The sequence below is a fragment of the Spirosoma aureum genome (assembly GCF_011604685.1).
Taxonomy (GTDB): Bacteria; Bacteroidota; Bacteroidia; order Cytophagales; family Spirosomataceae; genus Spirosoma; species Spirosoma aureum.
In genome coordinates this window covers 1,280,846-1,297,708 of sequence record NZ_CP050063.1, presented here as the reverse complement: position 1 = coordinate 1,297,708, position 16,863 = coordinate 1,280,846, and the positions used below count along the sequence as shown (strand labels likewise).

Here is a 16,863-nt window from a genome sequence, read left to right as displayed (position 1 = left end):
TGTGCAACCTGCCGAACCTCGTTCCTTTCAGCACCAGATTAAAAATTACGTCATTGCGTTTTATCAGACGCAACGGAAGGCGTTTGTCATAATCATTACACTACTCGTTGCGCTCTACGTACTAACCGTGCCTGATCAGGCCGACGACATGGTCAATGCGGTCACCGACGAAGGTGTCTTTAGCCGTCTGTTTCAATATATTCTGCTCAGCACGTTCCTCTGGAGCTGGATGGTTTATGGCTGCACGCGCATGATTCTGCATATTTCGCCTGTTGGCCTGCGGCTTAACAAAGAATGCGACATCCTGCTACGATGGTTGCCTAAACTGGGCGGTATGATTCCAGCGTTGATTCTGGCTTATTCTTTCTGGAAACCCAACCACTGGCAGCCTTACCTCCTGGTGTTCCAAAGCGGCCTCATGCTCGGCCTATTTCTGCTGGTCGAGCAACACGTACCGGTTTTTGCCTTACCTGTTCACTGGAAATTTTCGGAACGCTATACCAACTTCACGCAGAATATTCGCGCACTTTGGCGGAATCCGCTCGGGCGGGTAGTCGTTACTGGTGGGCTCGTGTTCAGTATTGTACTGACTCTTGTGTTCAGCCTGCCCGTCGAATGGGGAATTGCCCGAAGCTTTCGTCCTACAGCCATCATTATTTTCGGAATTACACTCTACACGTTTGCAGGAAGTCTGGTGGTGTATTTCAACGATTACCGGTACCGTCCGCTCATGTTGATGGTATTTGTCTATCTGATCGTGATTAGTGCGTTTAACGATAACACTACCGTTCGACAGGCCACCGGCTCATCAATACCTCTGATTTCGCAACGCCCAACGGTGGAAGCACACTTTGCCCACTGGGTAGCCGCCCGCAGGCAGGAAGAAGGTGACACGATTCCACTAGTACTGGTTGCAGCCGAAGGTGGAGGCATCCGCGCACTGAACTGGACGGCCGAAACACTCATCCGGCTCGACTCTATTATTCCGGGCTTCAGTCGGCATGTATATGCTCTGAGTGGCGTGTCGGGCGGGGGCGTTGGAACGGTTTTTTACACCGCTTTCCTGCGCGATGTTGCCGAAGCTGACCGAAATAATCGATTCCAGCAATTCAGAAAAGTAATTCGAGACGATTATTTATCCGGCGTATCGGCGGCTCTGTTATTTCCGGAGTCCATACAACGGCTTGTGCCTTTCCCCCTACCGACTCTCGAACGCGCCAAATGGCTGGAAGACTCCTGGTCTGGCTCCTACCGCGATAACCTGGGCCTACGTACCCTCGACTCTTCACTGACTCAATTGTATTACACGTCCAGTGGCTACAATTATAACTTACCTTCTCTACTGCTAAACGGAACCCTCGCCGAGTCGGGCCAGAAAATCATTACCTCAAATCTGCAACTCGATCCGCATTATTTCAAGAATGTGGTGTCAACACTGGATATACTTGGATCGGATGTGCCGCTCAAAACGGCGGCCTCGTTATGTAGTCGCTTTCCGGTGGTAACCAATGGCGGGCTGGTTCAGAAAGATACGCTCGTGGCTAATGGCCAAAAACAGCGGTATGGGGGCCACGTGGTCGATGGCGGTTATTTTGACAATTCGGGCGTCGAAACCTGCATTCAGTTGCTAAATAACCTAGTACCTTCCATTCGACGGCTGGATACGGCCGAACGTGTCACCATCATTCCTTACATTCTCTTTATTCAGAACAGCAATACGATTGGCAGTCTACCACAGAAGCGGTCCATATTGCAGGAAATACAGATTCCATTACTGGCTTTTTTCAATGCCTGGGACAACGGTTCTACCACCCGCGACAATATGTTCAATTCCTTTATGGATCGTTTTACCAATCCCCGAACAAATTATCTCACCCTCCGACTGGCTTATAACGATAAATATCCGTTGGGTTGGTTCCTCTCCGACAGCGTTGCCCGTAGCATTAGCCAACAGGCAAAAGACTCAATCAGCCTGAAAAATAAAGAGTTGGTACGGCTAAAGAGTGCATTCGGTCGGCTAGGTGTGAAACGCGTAATGAACTAAGTATTCGACTACTTTTCAGGCGATTCGTTTCCAGTTTCTGCAGGATTCCATAGTCCAGACCTTTGAGAAATGGCCTATGGAATCCTGCCCCTATTCTGCAAAAATCCAACCTTGTTGTACATTCGCCCCCAAACAAATTTCTTTCAACATGAACCTTCGCATTAACGGCCGTATCTGGCTTGAAACAGCCTCTACCGACGGCACCGAACGGTTTATGGGTATTGGTCGACTGGAATTGCTCGGCCATATTCAGCGTACTGGCTCGATCAATCAGGCGGCTAAAGCCATGAACATGTCTTACAAACGGGCCTGGGAGCTGGTCCATTCGATGAATACGCAGGCCGATACACCACTCGTAACGACCCAGACCGGGGGCGAAAAAGGGGGCGGAACCATCATAACAGCTGAGGGCGAAAAATACCTCAGTCATTACCGGGCTTTGCACGAACGGTTCGAGAAATTTCTGGCCGATGAGTTGGCCAATCTTCCGGCTTAATCCCTGCCAGATAGCCTATTCGCAACAAAACGGCATCGTTATTTTCGAATAAACAGAACGATCGTTATCTTTCGGAGGAAAGAACGACGTTCATGAAACACCTGTTCCTGCTGTTTTTTTTAATAAGTCCTGCCCTATTAGCGGCTACCCTGCCCGACAGTACCATCAATCCAACCGATTCGCTGCGCAAAATTCAGCTAAGTGAAATCGTTGTTACGGCTTCCCGCATTTCCGAAAATGTGTTAAAATCGCCCGTTAGCATTGAAGTACTCGATGCGCGACAAATTCGACTTTCGGCTCAGCCTTCGTATTTTGACGCCATCGAAAACCTTAAAGGTGTTCAGTTACTGACACCCAGCCTTGGTTTCAAGGTATATAACACACGTGGTTTCGCAAACCCAACCAATGTTCGGTTTGTTCAATTGGTCGATGGAATGGATAACCAGGCCCCACACATTGGTGGGCCCATTGCCAATGCGCTGGCTCCGTCGGATCTGGATATTCAGCGGGTCGAGATTGTGCCGGGAGCGGCTTCGGCGCTTTACGGTCTGAATGCACTGAATGGATTGGCACAACTCATTACGAAAGATCCGTTTTCGTCAACCGGGCTAAGTATTAGTCAAAAAACCGGGGTTAACCATGTCAGCGATCCGCTCAGTTCCGCAAAAGTATTTAGCGAAACTAGTTTACGTTATGCCAAGACGATTGGCTCCCGGCTGGCTTTTAAAGTGAACCTGACCTATCAGCGTGGCTACGACTGGATTGCCCACGATGCGTCGGATCTGAACCCGAATACCAACACCTCACTTGGCCTAACCGGCACCAATAATCCGGGCAGTGATCTGGTCAATAATTACGGAGACGAATCGGCCAACCGCCGTACGTTGACCATTGATGGTAAAAAATATGTGGTTTCGCGTACCGGCTATTTTGAAAATGAAACGACCGATCTGAGCCTGAATAATCTTCGGGGCGATGTAGCTGTTTTCTGGCGAATCCGGCCCACGCTGACAGTGTCGTACCGGTACAAAGCCGCTACACTCGATAATGTCTACCAGCGCACCAATCGATTCCGGCTCGACAATTATTTGCTCGATCAGCATGGCCTGACGCTCGAATCGCCATCCATTCAAATTCGGGCCTACCGAACCCGCGAAAACACCGGCGATTCCTACAACATCCGCTCAATGGCCGAGAATATTGACAAGTCGTTTAAGTCAGATAACCAGTGGTTTGCCGATTTTACGACTCAATTTACCAATAGTATCTCAGCGGGACAGGCGGTTACGCAGGCGCTACAGAACGCTCGAAAACTTGCCGATTTTGGCCGGCCACAACCGGGTTCAGAAGCGTTCAATAATCAGGTAGCCAAGCTCCGTGACATTAACAATTGGGACATTGGTGCGGCTCTGCGCGTAAAATCGTGGATGTATCATGTAGAAGGGCAGGTAGAGCCGACGCGCGTTTTTTGGTCAGGCTTTCGGCAGAAAACCGGAATCGACCTGCTGGCTGGATTCGATTACAGGCAATACGTTGTATTCCCAGACGGCAACTACTTCATCAATCCTGACCGAACTGACCATAACCTCATTTACGACAAAACGGGTGGCTTCATTCAGGCATCACGGTCGTTTTTCAGCGATCGGCTGAGCCTTCGTGGGTCGTTGCGCGTGGATAAAAACCGCTATTTCGATCCACGTGTAAATCCCAGACTATCACTTGTGTTTTCGCCAACCGAAAATCATAATTTTCGGGCGTCCTATCAAACAGGATACCGATTCCCGTCGTTGTTTGAGGCCTTTTCCAACGTCAATTCAGGTGGTGTGAAACGCGTGGGCGGTCTAAAAATCATGTCGCAGGGCATTTTTGAAAACTCCTATTTCCGCACGTCTATCGACGCGTTTCAGGCTGCGATCAACACCGATGTCAACACCAACAAGTTAACGACTGATCAGGCCATTCAGAAAAACAAAGGTCTTCTGAAGCCCAATACGTATACCTACCTGAAACCCGAGCAGGTCAACAGTATCGAAGTGGGGTATAAAGGGTTATTTTTTACCAAGAAGCTGTATGTAGACATCGACTTTTACTATAATGTCTACCGGAATTTCATTGCGCAGGTTGAAGCCAATATCCCCAGAGGCACCAATCCGGACTCACTCGCCTATTACCTGGCCGACCGCAACCAGCAGGATCGATACCGACTCTGGACCAATTCTAAAACAACGGTCTATAACTACGGTTCCAGCCTGGGCATCCGGTATTCGGCGGGCCGCAACTGGGTGCTTTCGGGTAATGCATCCCTGGCGCGGCTCGACCGGACCGATCAGGGCGATGGCCTGGAAGAAGCCTTTAACACACCGAAATGGATAACTAATTTAGGCGTATCAAATACCGACATCTGGCAAGGCGTTGGCTTTTCGGTCAATTATAAATACCAGAGTTCATTTCTATGGCAGTCGTCGCTGGCAACGGGTACGGTTCCGGCTATCAATACCTTCGATGCCCAGGTCAGCTATGCATTACCCAACCGAACTTTCGGATCGCTTTCCTTTAAAATTGGTGCTACCAATCTCTTAAACCGACCGTACACTACGTTTACCGCTGGCCCTGCTGTGGGTGGTTTTTATTACACAACCGTGGTACTAAACTTGCCGGAATGAACCTTCTGTCATCCGACTATCATTGCCCAAAATTTATGACAATCCAGAAATGGCAAAGTGATTATTGAAACGATAAACACGTAATTCTCACCAAACGAAAAGCGGTTAAGGGTATGCATTGTACACCCTTAACCGCTTTTGTCTTTCTATGCCTACCTATTTCTTCGCCGTGTACATAACACGCCAAACTTTGCCCTTCACCGAATCAGAAATATAAAGCGATCCATCCGGGCCCTGAGCCAGACCAACCGGACGGGCTTTCGCATCACCTGGACTAGCCAGGTCGAGTTTACCGGCGTTAACATCGGTGCCAGGTTTACCTAGTTCGGCTACCCCCGCGAAATTCTCGGCAAATACTTCATATTTACCCGACGGGCGACCATCCTTCCCAAAAGGAATAAAGGCAACAAAGTAGCCACCCTGCTTGAGTGGAGCCCGGTTCCAGGAGCCATGAAAACAGACAAATGCACCGTTTTTGTAACGTGCCGGAAATTGACTACCCGTGTAGAACAGCAAGTCATTGGGTGCCCAATGCCCAGGAAACGCCATAATTGGCTTATCTTTTCCAGCACAACGGTCTATTTTCGAGCCATCACCGCCGTATTCGGGCGCTAAAAATTTCTGATTTTTATAATGATCGTTGTAACAATAAGGCCAGCCAAAATCAGACCCTTCCTTAACCATCAGAAACTCTTCGGATGGCAGTTCTGCGCTCACTTCATCAGTAAACACACCACCCCAGTTGTTGAGGTTGTCGCGGCCATGTTGGAGTGCATAGAGCGTGTTTGTTGCCGTGTTCCAGTCGAGGGCAACGGCATTCCGAATACCGGTTGCATACCGTTTGCCATCTGCTTTGTGCTGATTGAGCTTGTTGGCATCGAACTGCCAGATTCCGCCGTATTCTTCCAGAATCGGGCAGGGGTCCATTCCTTTCGATCCTTTTTGCCGGTCTTTCTCCTGACACGCGTTGGAGGGTGCGCCAAAATTCACAAATAACTTACCGTCTGGACTGATAGCCAATGATTTACTGGCATGTTGACGCTGGAGAGTCAATCCCGAAACGATCGGTTCGGCGGGTGACGTTTCCATTACTTTACCATTGGTCAGTTTATAGCGATAAACCGACGTATCGGATGACGCATAAACATAGCCGTTATAAATAGCCATGCCAGTGCCCGTGTTGTTGCCGAGCATGACAGTCTGATCGGCGCGACCATCGCCATTATTATCGCTCAGCTCAACAATCCCTTTCCCATCATTGAGTTTCTCTAATTTCACGAATACGGTACCAGCCTGATCGACAGCGATATGGCGGGCTTTACCAAGATTATCGGCAAATACGAGACCCTGGAAACCACTGGCAAGTTTAATACCACCGTTGTCGGGGTCCGGGGCAGGCAGGGTTACCGCGTTATGGAGCGATTTCGGATTTCCCGGTTTGACAGGAGACCCGTCATGTCGACCGGTAAAAGCAACAGTTGCGGTCATGGCCAGCAACAGTAACGTTGATTTCATGCTAGTAATTTGATTGTAGGAAGTGTTATCATGCGTGTAACGACTCGTTGTTCACAAAAGTTTTTGGCTTAAAAACCATTGGATGACTAATTTGCGACATGAGTAACGAACCACTAACCTGGTCTGATTTCGAAAAAGTTGAAATCCGTACTGGTACCATTATTTCGGTAGAAGCTTTTCCGCAGGCTCGCAAACCAGCCTACAAACTTATCATTGATTTTGGTGATTTTGGTACCAGACGTACATCCGCTCAAGTTACTAAACTGTATCAGATGGACGACCTGATTGGTAAGCAGGTCGTGGCTGTTGTTAACTTTCCTCCGAAACAAATCGCGACGTTCATGAGCGAGTGTCTGGTGCTGGGAGCCGTAGCCGATGATGGCACCGTTACGCTCCTGCAAACCGAACGTCCCACGACTAATGGCCAGCGTATTGGCTAATACCTGACTCGAACAACTAAACTGGTTGACCACCTGCAACATCCACTTAATTACGTATACCTGTCATTTAAGGGTATATAACTCCCGTTAGTCGTTCAGCAGTTTGCCAAAGATGAGCTGCGAGGGTAGCATTCAGCGCAACTACATCTATTTCGGTCTTTGCCGGATAACCTCTCAAACCACCATCCTGATCGGGCCCATAAAGGCTGGCCCCTTCAACCTCTGACGATACGGCAGCATACAGGCTGGGCAAGGCTCCCTGCGCCGTTTCCATGAGGGCGCCAAGTCGCTGGGTTGCTGCTTCTATGGCTGTCTTCTCCATATTGCGAGAAAGGTCGGTCTGGGTTACGCCGGGATGGGCAGCTACTGACAGTATTCTGTCATGAGCCGTTGTAATCCTTTTCTGAAGTTCAATGGTAAACAGTAAATCAGCCAGTTTACTCTGGCTGTATTCACGCATGGCATCATATCCTTTTTCTGATCGCAGGTTATCAAAATCGATCGTTCCATAGCGATAGGCAAGACTGGTAAGCGTTACTACCCGAGCATTGAGGGTCTGTTTTAATAAGGGATACAGATAGCCCGTCAGCGCAAAATGCCCTAAAAAATTCACCCCGAATTGCAGTTCAAAGCCATCGTTAGTTACCGATGCCGGAGGTACCATAACCCCGGCGTTGTTGATGAGTACATCAAGCCGGGAATGATGTTGCAAAAAATGGTCGGCAAACGGCTTTACTGAAGCCAGACTAGCCAAATCGACTACCCCCACTTCCAGCGTGCCATCCCCAGCATGTGTGTTTAGGCTGGCAATGGCCTTTTGGGCTTTATTCTCATCCCGACAGGCAACCAGTACATGCGCCCCAGCCTGATAGAAGGCCAGAGCTGTTTCATACCCAATACCGGTATTCGCACCGGTAACAATGACCGTTTTACCGCTCTGATTTCTGATGTTTTCTTTTGTCCACATACTATTTTTATTTCAGGGCAAAGTTCCAGCGAAGTAAAAGCAGTATGGTAACACATTCCAATGGAAAACCTATACAATTCAAACAGGCATTTTCCGATAAGTGGCCGGTGTATGACCCGTCTGTTTCTTAAAAAATCGATTGAAATACGTAGCATATTCAAAGCCCAGACAAAAAGCAATATCAGCAACAGGCCAGTCAGTATAGTGCAACAGCATTCGGGCTTCATTGGCTACCCGCCCCTGTATGTGCTGAATGGTGGGCTTGCCGGTAACTTGCTGAATGCTGTGATTCAAGTGATTGACGTGCACATGAAGGGCGTTGGCGTAATCTGCCGGTGATTTCAAGTCCATTCGTTGCCCGGAAGAATGAATTGGGAATTGCGCCTGCATTAATTTGAAAAACTGATCCGTCAGTCGTTCGGCAGCCAGATTGTACACGGGCGACCTGTTGGCCTGGAGCTTCAGTGCTTCGTGCAGGATCAGGCTCACATAATTCCGCATGACATCTTCTTTGTAGGCATAGTCAGAAACGGCTTCATGGCTTAATTTCTCAAACAGCGCGGTCAGTTCGTTCCCTAACTCTTCATTGACGGGATAGGCTGGTACTACATTGGCGCTGAAGAGGGCTGATCGCGCCAGCGTACCTAATTGCTCTTTGTTATGAAAAAACTCTTCGGTAAAAAGACACGTATAGCCCGAATGGACAGCTGACGTGGGTTGCCAGGAGTACGAAAGCAGTGGATTGAAAAACAGCAGATACGGACCATCAACATCCACCCTGGTTCCGCTAAAGTACATGATCCCGGTTCCCCTGGTTATAAACGATATTTTGTAATAATCGCGTCGGTTGTAGGACACCGTTTTGTATTCATCCGACTCAATTTTTACAATGCGTATCGGGCTAATCGGTAAACCTATTAACTGGCTGGTATCCATTCGTGTTGGTTGATGCATAAATTGCACAAATCAAAGTGAACTTAAACGCTCTTTACGGATAAGTCGGACAAAGCAGGTTCCATATTAACCTGCTTTGTTCGACTTATTGACACTTCTTCAAAGATACTTTTGATCTGGCTAATCTAATATATACCAATCGGTATATATTAGAACAAAAAAAGCCACTTTATGCTTTTAGGTGATCGGTGCTGCTGGCAATTTCCTCCCACTCGGCCACTTCTTTTTCCATCCGCTCCGTTTTACTTCTGAAAGAAGCCACGGCATCCTTTCCTACAGGCAAGTGAAGCGGTGGATTTTCGCTTTCTGCTAACTGGATAATAACCTGAGCTAATTTGGCAGGATCGCCCGGCTGATTTCCATCCAGATGCCCGATTGTCACTCTCATTTTCCCTACGGTATCCTGATAAGCATCCAACACAATTTCGGAGGCATTGTAGGAATCACTGGAGGCAAACTGAGTACTGAAAAGTCCCGGCGCTACAGCCGTAACATGGATACCTAACGGCTTGACTTCAAGTGCCAATCCTTCGGAAATGCCTTCTACGGCAAATTTGGTAGATCCATAGATACCGAAGCCTGGGGCTAAAGCACCATAACCAAAAAGCGAAGAAATATTGATAATATGACCTGCTTGGGCATTACGCATGTAGGGCAAAACGGCTCTGGTAACGTTCAGCAGCCCAAAAACGTTGGTATCATACTGCTTTTTGACTTCTGCATCCGTTATCTCTTCTGTTGCGCCCAACAGCCCATAGCCGGCATTGTTGACCAGAATATCAATTTTGCCAAACCGGGCAATAGCATGTTGAACTCCTGCTTTTACCTGACTTTCTTTGGTCACGTCCAGCACGACAACCAGAAGGTTGCTATTGTTATTCAGCGTGGCTGCAAGTTGTTCGGGATTTTTTCGAACGGTGGCTACTACTTTGTCTCCCGAATTCAGGGCAGTTTTTGCGATATCGAAGCCAAAACCGCGCGAAGCTCCCGTAATAAACCATACTTTCTGAGTTTTCATGGCATTTAACATTTAACTGGTTGATAAAATAAAGCTAATCGGAAAATGACCGATCGGTCATTTTCCGATTAAAAAAAATTACACTTCTTTCTCCTCAATCTCTTTTTTTAATGAGCGGGCAATAACCTTCATCGCCTTGTTGTTACCTGCAATGCGCGACATCATGATTCCGCCTTCTACCAGGGCAAATAGTTTGGTGGCAAATTCCCCAGGCTCCCAATCCGATTTGAACTCGCCCGAGGTAATTCCCGCCTGAATAATGCCTTCAATAATATGCTGAGCTCCTTCAATGACTGCATTAACTTTTTTTCGGATCACCTCATCTGTATCGTCGGCTTCCATACCAAAATTGAGCATAGGGCAGCCGCCTTCAAGTGGTGGATCAAGTGGGTCAATAAATGTATCGATGTAAGCGAATAGCTTTGCTTTTGCTGTCTGGTGTTTATTCAACCCGGTTGCAACTACATCCAACAGTTGCGCCAGCTGATAATCAACTACAGCATAAGAAAGCTCCTTTTTGCTTTCAAAGTGCACGTATAAGCTTCCCTTCGCCAACTTTGTGACGTCCAGTATGTCACTCATCGACGTGCCTGCAATACCCTTGGTATTGAAAATCGGAGCAGATTTACTGATAATTAATTGCCGGGTTCGCTCTGCTTTAGTCATATCGCCTAATTAACGACACAAATAAAACTGACCGATCGGTCATTTCCAAGAAATTTTACAAAATAAATTTTTTACTAACAGAAAGTCGTATCAGTAAGGTTGGTTATTGGGTCGATGGGTAGAAGTAGAAACAGGAAAACTATGAGTAACACCGATTCTATGATACAGGCTCTTGATCGGAACAATTGGCTTCGTAATTTACCGGCCCTGCTGCTCAATAAACTTTTATGGCTATAATGAAGTCTTTGTGTAAAGAAGCCAATATGACCGTAAAAAAAATCATTTTTAATTCCATGCCCTGTTTCCGTTTTACTTGTATGAAAACCCTTCTACTGATCGCTTTTTTTATTTTATCACTCAATAGTCTTACCTACGCCCAACGCGCCGACGATACATCGCACTATCGTACAGCTCCCATTCCAGCGCACCTGTTGCCTATCGAGCGCACGGCTGCCTCATCATTTGGTAGTGTCTATTTCTACGGGGGCAAACGGCTTTCTTCGCCCTTCGCGCTTGAAGTGCCTTTTTATGAGCTCAATGATCCGACAGTCAACCACCATTTTCGCGCATTCCGAACGTTAACGACCATCAGCCGGCTCACTTCATTAGCCACGCTCGCCTATGTAATTTTCAATAAAAACGGGCGTAATAGCACCTACTGGATCGTTTATGGCTCGTCTATTGGTGCTTCACTTACCTTAGCGATCATTGGAAATGGTCACGTCAACAAGGCCGTAACGCGTTATAACGAAATGCTTCGACAACCGCGTGTGGGCATGTCCATTGCACCAATTCCGCTAACGGGCCGGCAAGCCATTGGGGTGGGCGTTGCCTATCGGTTCTGAAAGCGTAATCAGTAGGAATCAATCCTGAAATGTCTGTGTTGAATTCTAACGAATCATCCTGTTTACTATGAAATGACATTTCCGTTTCGCTCAACGCAACAACCACCGATAGAATCATACTTTCAGGAGCATTTTTCGGATGAAAGCCTGAAACGAGAAGCCCAGCGGGCGGGCGTCTTATCGGCTTTGTTTCTGTTTAGTACGGTCATGCTGGCTCTTTTACAGCCATTTCTGCGGGCCGATAACCTGATGTATCTTCCCGGCCCAATTATGCTCACAGTTGCCCCTTATCTGGTGGGTATGGGTATTTATGAGTGGGGTATTCGCCGGTTATTCAGGCAACAGCTGGAGCGCCATCAGGACTTACCTACATTTTTTAAGTTTGCCAATGCTACGTTCGAGATTACGTCCATTTCATTCATTCTGTTGATTGTATCGCGTCATCTTGGCGATCCGCTGCTGGTGTTGAACAGCCCGCTGGCCTATATCTATCTGTTTTTTATCATTCTCTCTACCCTACGGCTTAACTTATGGCTGTCGGCCTATACGGGTTTCATTGCCGGGGCTGAATTTATCGGCGTTTACTTCCTGATTGCCAAGCCCGGACTAGTCGAGCCTTATCTGGAAATAGATATGTTCCTGCATTTACCGCTGATGTTTATTGCCAAAGGAGGACTTCTCATTCTGGCAGGGATGGCCGCCGGTTATGTGTCCCGACAAATCCGTCAAAGCATTACCGATACCATTCGCGCAACCGAAACAGAGCAGCAAGCCGTAACACTCTTTGGTCAGCAGGTATCGCCCGAAATTGCCCGCGCGGTACTGGAGCAAAAAGGAAACTACCAGAGTCATCGGATGCGGGTTGCGGTCATGTTTCTGGACATCCGCGATTTCACCAAATACGCCAGCCACGAAACCCCCGAGGATGTAATGGCCTATCAAAATACGTTCTTCGGTATTATCATCCGTATCGTCGAACAGTATGGTGGCGTTGTCAATCAGTTTCTGGGCGATGGCTGCATGATCACATTCGGGGCGCCAGTCGAAGTCGACAATCCAGCCGAGGTGGCCGTTGAAGCTGGGTTCACCATTTTAAAAGAAATCCGCAAAGCCGTTAATGATGAGTTAATGATCCCAACAACCATCGGGATTGGCATACACCTCGGCGATGCGGTAGTCGGTAATATTGGCACCGAAACCCGTCAGCAATACTCCGTAACGGGCAATGTCGTAATTCTGGCTGCCCGCATTGAGCAGTTAAATAAACCCTTTCATACCCAGTTTCTGGTTTCGCGGGAAGTGTATGAATCACTGACAAACCCGCCCGAAACAGTTCGTGCTCTCGGCCCAACAGTCATTAAAGGTGTCGATGAAGAAATTGAATTGTATCAGTTGTTTTAGCAATTCTGTTCTTAAAAGAAAAATCCTACCCGAAGCATGGGGATACGATCTTCGCGGGAGACTGCATAGAGCAATGAAATAACCGCTGTATTGTAGGGCGATAACCACAGACCGCCACCGTAACCATGATGCCAGACGTTTGACTTTTCGCCATCGACCCATACCCGTCCAACATCATTAAAAGCGAGAATCCCCGCATAGGCCGGAAACAGGTAGGTTTTAATCGTAAACAGGCGCATTCGCAGATCCAGGTTGTGGTAGAATGCATTCTCGCCCGCAAAGCGCGTACGCCGAAAACCCCGCAGATTCGTCAGACCGCCGAGCGTGCTGGCCTGGAAAAACTCATAATTATCGTTTAAATTCAGGCTGGTTCCTACGCGCGTTGCAATGGTCAGAATGGCCGGTAACCGAATACTGGCATAAAACGAGAGATCCGACTGTACTTGCGAAAATGATTTCGATTGATCATTCAACCCACGGTAAGCCGTCAGCGATGTTCGCCATAGTAGCCCACGGGTTGTTAGCAACGGATTATTGCGGGTATCGACCGTAAAACCAGCCTTCAGCCCACCGTATAGAAATGAGTTGAAGAGTCGTTGACCATCTGGAATACTCGCAGCATAGTCCTGAATAAACTTCTTCTGGCCTTCTTCCACTTCAATCCGCTCGACCGATGGGCCGTAGTAAAATGTAGCTTTCCCTAATTTATGCTGTAAAAGAGCATTTACACTCCAGTTCTCGAATCGGACCCGGTAATAATTTACGCCCAATTCTTTATTGAATACCGTTTCATTGCCGATGCCAAAGAAGTTCTGGACAAAATTCGGGGCTTTTATGTCGGCATTGAGCAGCAAATCAGCCTTTCCCAGTAAGTCTGTAAATGTTCCGTCGTAATGAAAATTGTAGGCTTCGGTTGCAAACGCATGGCTGACCATTATTCGGTGTTGCTGAGCGAAGGGCTCCTTGCGAAAGCCCTGTGTCCGACGCAAAATACCTCCGCCAATAAACAGACCATCATCGGGGTTAGCCTGTACGGTGACCAGTGGCATGGTAAGGTTATACCGGAATGCCGTGCGGTCGTATTTATTGACATCTTTATTATCCGACAAGCGGTTACGCGTTTCCGACCCTCCCGAAATGGTGGTATTCTTGCGTAGATCATACACCCACGTTCTGCGCGACAGCCCCCGAACCGATGAACTATCCGTTATGACATCATCGCCCTTGCCGCCGATAATCCGGATCAGACTGCCTTCTGGGGCCGTCCCGTGAAGTACAAACCTGTCGTCGCCACCCAGCCCATACAACCGCACCTCCTGCGTTTCGGCCGGATCAAATCGGCGCTTATACAGTTCCTGGGTTGGTTCTTTGTCTTTATTGAGTTTATAAACAACCACCTCCGTCTGGCCGTCAGGTAACCGGGTCAGATCGAAGAGTTCGTCCTTATCGCTACCCACCACATCAACGGCTTTGGCCAGAAAACGGTATTGTTCGTCGGCATAGCGCAGTAGATCCGCACGGCGCTGACGCAGTTTAGCCGCTATCGTTTCGGCGGTCAGGCTTCGCGCTGGCTCAGGTAACTGACGCAGGGCTTTATTAATGGCCTCATCGGTCAGGCTTCGTTGCAGTGAATCGGCCACCGCCAGCCAGTCGGCGCGGCTTGGTTCGGTCAGAAACGAGCGGTCGAAAAAGCGGGCGTTGGTATTGAACCCAGGCACATACCGGATTTTATAATCAAATCCCTGTATTTTAGGCAGTAACCACCGTCGGCTGACGATTTTCGGCAGAATACCTTCATTGACAAAAAACGCCTGATCGCGGTCGCGCGGAACTGGCTTAAAGCGTAACCCTTTACTCGATTTAAAACTGGCCCACCGCCACTGATCGTCATGCCGGTCCCAATCACCAACCAACATATCGAACAGCCGCGCCCTCAGCACGGATCGCTGATCTACGCGGTTGTCGTTATCGTCCTGTAGTTTCTCAAGCAGTTTGGGGGTGCTATAAAGCTTTGATGTATTCCCGAACAGGCCCGTTCCTTTGTAATCACCGTCGGCCCGTTCTTCGAGCAACATCAGCATGTTGGCAAACGTATGTTGGTAATCGCGCAAGGCCGTATCATCGGGCATCACGACTACCTGCGGGTTTGTATGATAGACGCCAGCAGTCTCAGCCAGTGGCGCTATGGCCAACGCGGCAAACGGATGCGAAGCCGAGATCTGATCCTGTACGATATCGTTGGCAAGACCACTCCGCAATGCTTCCGGAATCGCTTTCTCCGGGTATTTTTCGATGGATCGGATTGCAAATTCATGCTTCTTTGGATCAACAAGCCGCAACGACAACGTCTGGAAACCGCCACCCCGCTCAGTAGGCACCAGGCCCGCCTTCTGCATATTCAGCACAGGAACGGTCAGGGGATTCGTCCATACATCGCGGTAATTGGCACCGAACCAGAAACGCTTGCCCGATCCGGCGGCATAGCCAGCGCCCGGCACAGTCCGCAAACTATCCGGTTGTTTCTGCGTCTTTTCGGCCAGATTCGGAATTGGGTCCGGGCGGAGCTGGATCGTTGTCTGATACAATAGTTCGCCCGTCGGCTGCTGATCGCTCGGGGCAAAAAACGAAATGGTCATCTGGTTGCCAATACCGAAATCCAGCCGCGCAAATCCCTGCTTTTCAAGTGCAAATAATGACTCGGCTTTTTTGGCAACCGCCGTATGTTTTGATCCACTGCCACTGGTCAGATAATTCAGGCTATCACGACGGATCAGTTGCAGGTTATGATCGTGGCCGTTGGTATAAATCAGGTTGCGGTATTTCTTAAAAAGAGCAACCATACCATTCCGCATCTCGCGGTATACGGGGTTGGGCAAGTCCTGTAAGCTTCCAAACACCGACCGATAGATCGGGTAGATCGAACCAATAACTGGCAGCGGAACGTACAGCCATTTACGAATGTCTGTCAATGGAAACAGGTGGTCTTTGAGCGTAAAATGCCCTCCATGCTCACCGTGGCTATACATCGGGTGGTGGCCCGCTACCACGACGCGCCGATGCCGGTTACGGTACAGAATATCGTCCAGTTGGGTCAGAAATTCAGGAAGGCTTTTGGCTCCGCAATCTGACTCTTCACCAGGCCTGTCCCACGGGTGCAGCCAGTACTGGGTGTCCATCAGCACCAGCGTCAACGAATCGGACAAAGGCACCTCAACCGGCCCAGGACACCCGTCATTCGGAAAAAAGACATCGTCCCGGCCGGTATATTGACGCACAAAATCCTGCTGATTTTTAATTCGTTGCCATCCTTCCCGTCCACTTTTGTCCCAGTCATGATTACCGGGAATGGCAAAAACCCGCCCAGTAAACGCAGTCCGCAAATCGAGTTGATCACGCATCCGGCGTTCAGCGTCTGCCCGGTTCGGATTATCGGCATCAGGCAATCCGAACTGGTAAATATTGTCGCCCAGCAGAATCAGGGAACTGTTCGGTCCGGCCTTTTGGAGCTGAGCACGCAAGGCGTTCAATACGGGATCCCGACCGTCGGGCAGGGGCGCTCCGGCATCACCCAGCAGAAAGATACTGTACGAAGTCTGTGCCTGGCTGGGTATTCCAACGCTAACAAGAGAAACGACTATAAACAGAGAAATCAGTATGTAAAGAGATCTCATACAAAGAGGAAATTTATCAGGTGTATCATCGAACCTGTCGGGCAGATCCATAACGAATCAAACAATCTACTAAAATTCACATTGAGGGTCAGGGCGATACAGGCGAACAAAATTAACATGGGACTCGTAACGGAATCCGTTTTTTATTCGTTACCTTGTAGCTTACCGGCAAGTATAGTTAAA

The 16,863-nt window shown here is 48.6% G+C and carries 12 protein-coding genes; 6 read left to right on the top strand and 6 right to left on the bottom strand.

Annotation, left to right across the window (positions count from 1 at the left end; all coding sequences use genetic code 11):
- Position 1 precedes the first annotated feature (1 nt).
- The 3 genes from G8759_RS05265 (at position 2) to G8759_RS05255 (ending at position 5,203) form a co-directional block, all read left to right on the top strand.
- A complete protein-coding gene (locus G8759_RS05265) occupies positions 2-2,044 on the top strand; it encodes a hypothetical protein (protein WP_167205886.1) in 2,043 nt (680 codons plus the stop codon).
- A 148-nt stretch (positions 2,045-2,192) separates the two neighbouring features.
- Positions 2,193-2,540 carry a winged helix-turn-helix domain-containing protein gene (locus G8759_RS05260; protein ID WP_167205884.1) on the top strand — a complete coding sequence of 116 codons (348 nt, stop codon included), beginning with the start codon at positions 2,193-2,195 and terminating at the stop codon, positions 2,538-2,540.
- 92 nt (positions 2,541-2,632) lie between these two features.
- Positions 2,633-5,203 (top strand): TonB-dependent receptor, encoded by a 2,571-nt coding sequence (locus G8759_RS05255; RefSeq protein ID WP_167205882.1) that lies wholly within the window; start codon positions 2,633-2,635, stop codon positions 5,201-5,203.
- Between the two features lie 156 nt (positions 5,204-5,359).
- Here G8759_RS05255 and G8759_RS05250 read toward each other — a convergent pair whose 3' ends face one another.
- Positions 5,360-6,718, bottom strand: coding sequence for a PQQ-dependent sugar dehydrogenase (locus G8759_RS05250; protein WP_167205881.1), 1,359 nt, complete (start codon positions 6,716-6,718; stop codon positions 5,360-5,362).
- A 98-nt stretch (positions 6,719-6,816) separates the two neighbouring features.
- Between G8759_RS05250 and G8759_RS05245 the strand changes: the two genes are divergently transcribed.
- A complete protein-coding gene (locus G8759_RS05245) occupies positions 6,817-7,158 on the top strand; it encodes a tRNA-binding protein (RefSeq protein ID WP_167205879.1) in 342 nt (113 codons plus the stop codon).
- 67 nt (positions 7,159-7,225) lie between these two features.
- Here G8759_RS05245 and G8759_RS05240 read toward each other — a convergent pair whose 3' ends face one another.
- From G8759_RS05240 to G8759_RS05225, 4 genes are all read right to left on the bottom strand, one after another.
- Positions 7,226-8,125 (bottom strand): oxidoreductase, encoded by a 900-nt coding sequence (locus tag G8759_RS05240; protein ID WP_167205877.1) that lies wholly within the window; start codon positions 8,123-8,125, stop codon positions 7,226-7,228.
- A 78-nt stretch (positions 8,126-8,203) separates the two neighbouring features.
- Positions 8,204-9,079 (bottom strand): AraC family transcriptional regulator, encoded by an 876-nt coding sequence (locus G8759_RS05235; RefSeq protein WP_167205875.1) that lies wholly within the window; start codon positions 9,077-9,079, stop codon positions 8,204-8,206.
- 169 nt (positions 9,080-9,248) lie between these two features.
- Positions 9,249-10,097, bottom strand: coding sequence for an oxidoreductase (locus G8759_RS05230; RefSeq protein WP_167205873.1), 849 nt, complete (start codon positions 10,095-10,097; stop codon positions 9,249-9,251).
- A 78-nt stretch (positions 10,098-10,175) separates the two neighbouring features.
- Entirely contained in the window at positions 10,176-10,763 is a 588-nt protein-coding gene (locus G8759_RS05225; protein ID WP_167205871.1) for a TetR/AcrR family transcriptional regulator, read from the bottom strand.
- A 317-nt stretch (positions 10,764-11,080) separates the two neighbouring features.
- Between G8759_RS05225 and G8759_RS05220 the strand changes: the two genes are divergently transcribed.
- Both G8759_RS05220 and G8759_RS05215 read left to right on the top strand, forming a co-directional pair.
- Complete coding sequence (locus G8759_RS05220; RefSeq protein ID WP_167205869.1) at positions 11,081-11,608, top strand: hypothetical protein; 528 nt, start codon at positions 11,081-11,083, stop codon at positions 11,606-11,608.
- A 72-nt stretch (positions 11,609-11,680) separates the two neighbouring features.
- Positions 11,681-13,009, top strand: coding sequence for an adenylate/guanylate cyclase domain-containing protein (locus tag G8759_RS05215; RefSeq protein WP_167205867.1), 1,329 nt, complete (start codon positions 11,681-11,683; stop codon positions 13,007-13,009).
- Between the two features lie 11 nt (positions 13,010-13,020).
- Here the strand turns inward: G8759_RS05215 and G8759_RS05210 are convergent, their stop codons facing one another.
- On the bottom strand, positions 13,021-16,680 hold the full coding sequence (locus tag G8759_RS05210; protein WP_167205865.1) for a BamA/TamA family outer membrane protein: 3,660 nt from the start codon (positions 16,678-16,680) through the stop codon (positions 13,021-13,023).
- Positions 16,681-16,863: the final 183 nt, after the last annotated feature.

Bases quoted from the DNA above. Each gene is read 5' to 3' on its own strand.
- G8759_RS05260 (WP_167205884.1), top strand. From the start codon at position 2,193: ATGAACCTTCGCATTAACGGCCGTATCTGGCTTGAAACAGCCTCTACC.
- G8759_RS05255 (WP_167205882.1), top strand. From the start codon at position 2,633: ATGAAACACCTGTTCCTGCTGTTTTTTTTAATAAGTCCTGCCCTATTA.
- G8759_RS05250 (WP_167205881.1), bottom strand. From the start codon at position 6,718: ATGAAATCAACGTTACTGTTGCTGGCCATGACCGCAACTGTTGCTTTT.
- G8759_RS05245 (WP_167205879.1), top strand. From the start codon at position 6,817: ATGAGTAACGAACCACTAACCTGGTCTGATTTCGAAAAAGTTGAAATC.
- G8759_RS05240 (WP_167205877.1), bottom strand. From the start codon at position 8,125: ATGTGGACAAAAGAAAACATCAGAAATCAGAGCGGTAAAACGGTCATT.
- G8759_RS05235 (WP_167205875.1), bottom strand. From the start codon at position 9,079: ATGCATCAACCAACACGAATGGATACCAGCCAGTTAATAGGTTTACCG.
- G8759_RS05230 (WP_167205873.1), bottom strand. From the start codon at position 10,097: ATGAAAACTCAGAAAGTATGGTTTATTACGGGAGCTTCGCGCGGTTTT.
- G8759_RS05225 (WP_167205871.1), bottom strand. From the start codon at position 10,763: ATGACTAAAGCAGAGCGAACCCGGCAATTAATTATCAGTAAATCTGCT.
- G8759_RS05220 (WP_167205869.1), top strand. From the start codon at position 11,081: ATGAAAACCCTTCTACTGATCGCTTTTTTTATTTTATCACTCAATAGT.
- G8759_RS05215 (WP_167205867.1), top strand. From the start codon at position 11,681: ATGACATTTCCGTTTCGCTCAACGCAACAACCACCGATAGAATCATAC.
- G8759_RS05210 (WP_167205865.1), bottom strand. From the start codon at position 16,680: ATGAGATCTCTTTACATACTGATTTCTCTGTTTATAGTCGTTTCTCTT.